Origin of the sequence: Dokdonella sp. (genome assembly GCF_049593775.1) — a bacterium.
Classification (GTDB): Bacteria; Pseudomonadota; Gammaproteobacteria; order Xanthomonadales; family Rhodanobacteraceae; genus Dokdonella.
The window spans coordinates 1-3,511 of the sequence record NZ_JBAWHJ010000397.1 but is presented as its reverse complement, the minus strand read 5'-3'; the positions used below and the strand labels follow the sequence as shown (position 1 = coordinate 3,511).

General features: G+C 61.9%; 2 protein-coding genes and 2 tRNA genes. All 4 read right to left on the bottom strand.

Annotation, left to right across the window (positions count from 1 at the left end):
* Positions 1-216 precede the first annotated feature (216 nt).
* Positions 217-290 (bottom strand) — tRNA-Cys (locus tag WBP53_RS13620).
* A 142-nt stretch (positions 291-432) separates the two neighbouring features.
* Positions 433-508 (bottom strand) — tRNA-Gly (locus tag WBP53_RS13615).
* Positions 509-814: 306 nt separating this feature from the next.
* Complete coding sequence (pgsA, locus tag WBP53_RS13610; protein WP_423929808.1) at positions 815-1,405, bottom strand: CDP-diacylglycerol--glycerol-3-phosphate 3-phosphatidyltransferase; 591 nt, start codon at positions 1,403-1,405, stop codon at positions 815-817.
* Between the two features lie 10 nt (positions 1,406-1,415).
* The gene (uvrC, locus tag WBP53_RS13605) at positions 1,416-3,233 is read right to left on the bottom strand and encodes an excinuclease ABC subunit UvrC (protein WP_423929806.1); all 1,818 of its coding nucleotides are present in this window, start codon (positions 3,231-3,233) and stop codon (positions 1,416-1,418) included.
* Between the last annotated feature and the right edge of the window lie 278 nt (positions 3,234-3,511).

Genomic DNA, 3,511 nt, shown 5'->3' with positions numbered 1-3,511 from the left:
GGAAATCACCGATTTCATCGCCGGTAATTGGATTCGAAGGCCCCGCCATTTCCCACGTACAGGCGCCATGCGGCCCCAGAGCCGGAGCCGGCGATTTCCCGGCCGCCATGACGCCCGCAACGCCGCGGAATTCTAGCGTTGCTGGCGCGCTGGTGAGTGCTGCGCCAAATCGCGCGCAAAAGAAAACCCGCAATAGCGGGCCGGATCTTCTACGGATGGAGGCCTGGGTCGGAATCGAACCGGCGTACGCGGCTTTGCAGGCCGCTGCATGACCACTCTGCCACCAGGCCGGTGGGATGGCGAGCTTAATGCGTCGTCATCAAAAAACAAATCCCCGGCGTTGCCGAGGTTTCTGATCCGGGAGGACCGCGTTTGCGGCCTTGCGGATCTTTCACATCGACGCTGCTGGCAGCCGGACCGTCGTGCATAAACTGGAGCGGGAAAGGAGGCTCGAACTCCCGACCTCAACCTTGGCAAGGTTGCGCTCTACCAACTGAGCTATTCCCGCGTGGGACGCGCATATTACGGAATGCCACGAAAGAGTCAACCTGTTTCGTCCGGAATTGGCATCAGACCTGTATGGCTCTGGCTCAAGCCGATCTCATTTTTTCGTCATCGCTGCACAGGCGAAAGGTACTCAGCAACTGCCGAACCGCTACCCATTCAGCTCTTTGGGCGGTTTTTGAAGTCGCAATGTCGCAGGTCGACCAGCCTTCGGGCTGTTCTGAAACGATTCCTGCCTTCGCGGGAATGACGAACCTTGAATCCGTATGCGAGCTGAGCCTGCGCGCCAATGTCGCAGGCAATGCTGGGGTCAGATCTTGCCGCTGTCGGCATCCCGCATGATCGGCCAGGCGGCCTTCACGTAGACCAGGGCCGACCAGATGGTCAGCGCGGCGGCAACGACCAGCAGCCCCTCGCCGATGCGGTACAGGCGCAGTTCGGGGAGATCGCGCTGGTGCAGGCAAACCACGATGGCGATGATCTGCATGACGGTCTTGAACTTGCCGACCCAGGCCACGCTGACGGCGGCACGCTGGCCAAGCTCGGCCATCCACTCGCGCAGGGCCGAAATACTGATCTCGCGGCCCACGATGACGGCGCTGGTGACGGCCATCAGGGGGGTCGGATTCTGCTGCACGATCAGGAACAGGGCCACGGCGACCATGAGCTTGTCGGCAACCGGATCAAGAAAGGCACCGAAAGCCGAGCTCATGTTGTAGCGCCGTGCAATCCAGCCATCGAGCCAGTCGGTGATCGCTGCCGCGATGAAGATTCCGGCCGCCGCGTGGTTTGACCAGCCGCGACTGGCTGGAAAGTATTCCGGCAGATAGAAAACGACGACGATGACCGGCAACAGTCCGATGCGGAAAAGGGTGAGAATGGTGGGCAAGGTCAGGTGCATGGGTCAAAGGTTATCCGTGCAAAGCCGCATAAATGCGTTCGGCAAGTTCGCGGTTGATTCCGTTTACTTGCATGAGTTCTTCGATTCCGGCCCGGGTCACGCCAGCCAGGCCGCCAAACTGGCGCAATAGTGCCGCCCTGCGCTTGGCCCCCACTCCCTGCACTTCTTCGAGGCTGGATGTCTCACGCGCCTTCTCCCTGCGCCCGCGATGTCCGGTAATGGCGAATCGGTGGGCCTCATCGCGAACAGACTGGATCAGATGTGATGCCGGCGAATCCGGCCCAGGCCACAAACTGCGGCCCGTATCGCCGAGTATCAAGGTTTCGTGACCTGATTTTCGCGCCTCTCCTTTGGCTACTCCCACCACTTGTACACCCTCGACACCCAATGTGGCGAGTACGTCCAGCGCCTGCCTGACCTGGCCCAGGCCACCGTCAATGAGCAGGATATCGGGAAGAATGCCTTGGCCCGACTGAATGCGACGGTAGCGGCGCTCCAGTGCCTGGTGCATGGCCGCGTAGTCGTCCCCGCCCGTGATGCCGGTGATATTGAAGCGCCGATAGTGCGATTTTTCGGGGCCCTCCGGACCAAACACGACACAGGATGCGACCGTGGCCTCGCCCATCGTGTGGCTGATGTCGAAACACTCGATGCGCTGCGGCACCTCATCCAGCTTGAGCAGGTCGCGCAGGGCTTCGAATCGGGCCAACTGGGTCTGGCGGCTGGCCAATCGAGCGCTGAGTGCAGCGCCGGCATTGGTGACAGCCATGTCGAGGAAACGGGCCCGATCCGCACGCACCGAGGTTTTCAGTTCGACCTTGTGCCCGGCATGGGCAGACAGGGCTTCGCCGAGCAGGCCCGCATCGACAGGCGTGTGGCTGAGCACCAGTTCCGCCGGCACGGGGCGTTCGAGGTAGTACTGACCCAGGAATGAGCCGAGCACGTCGGACTCATCGGCATCGAGTGCGAGCCGCGGGAAGAAATCACGCGAGCCCAGGCTGATGCCATCACGAAAGAACATCACGCTGACACAGGCGATGCCCTGGCTGATGGCGCAGGCGAGAATGTCCATGTCAGCCCCGGCACCGTGCACGTAGTGGCGCGCCTGCACTTTCTTGACGGCCGCGATCCGATCGCGCATCAGCGCTGCCCGTTCGAAATCGAGCGCCGCACTCGCCTCCTCCATCCTGGCGATCAGTTCGTCCAGCAAGGCGTTGCTTTTGCCTTCGAGGAACATGGCTGCGTGGCGCACGCTGGCCTGGTACTCGTCGGCGCCGATGAAATCCACGCAAGGCGCGCTGCATCGGCCGATCTGGTGCTGCAGGCAGGGGCGAGAGCGATTCTTGAAGTAGCTGTCTTCGCAGTTGCGGATGCGGAACAGTTTCTGCAGCAGGCTGAGGGTTTCACGCACGGAAATCGCGCTGGGATACGGACCGAAGTAACGCCCGCCTCCGGTGCGCGCGCCGCGATGGAATGCCAGCCGGGGATAGTCACCCGGGGTCAGATGGATGTAGGGATAGCTCTTGTCGTCACGCAGAAGGATGTTGTAGCGCGGTCGCAGCGACTTGATCAGCTGCGCTTCGAGCAGCAAGGCTTCGGCCTCGGTGCGCGTCAGGGTAATTTCCATGCGCGCGATCTGCGCGACCATGGCCGCGATGCGTGGCTGCATGCTGGGCTTGAGGAAATAGCTGCCGACGCGCTTTTTCAGGTTGCCGGCCTTGCCGACATAGAGCAGATCGCCGCTGGCTGCGATCATCCGATATACGCCAGGCGCGCTGCTCAGGTTGGCGACAAAGGCTTTGCCGTCGAAGGAAGGTTCATCCTGCATGGGTTTGATTGTGGCTTGGATGCGTTGTGGCGGGAACCCTTGGGGCGCTCGGAGTTCGCGCCGAGAACGGCTTTTTTGCAGGAGGCCCGTCAGGGGCGATGCCTTTTGACCTGTGCCGCTCACTCAGTGCGCGAACCGGCAGCGAGCTGGAGAAACGTTGGGGTTCGCTGCGCTCACCACCAACCTACCTGGAGCAACGCCACTTCGCCGGCGCGCAGGTTGGGGTGAGCAAAGCGATGCCCAACGTCCACGTCCGGTGCTGCCCCAACTTGTGAGGT

Coding starts and splice junctions, on each gene's coding strand:
- uvrC (WP_423929806.1), bottom strand. CDS start 3,233: ATGCAGGATGAACCTTCCTTCGACGGCAAAGCCTTTGTCGCCAACCTG.
- pgsA (WP_423929808.1), bottom strand. CDS start 1,405: ATGCACCTGACCTTGCCCACCATTCTCACCCTTTTCCGCATCGGACTG.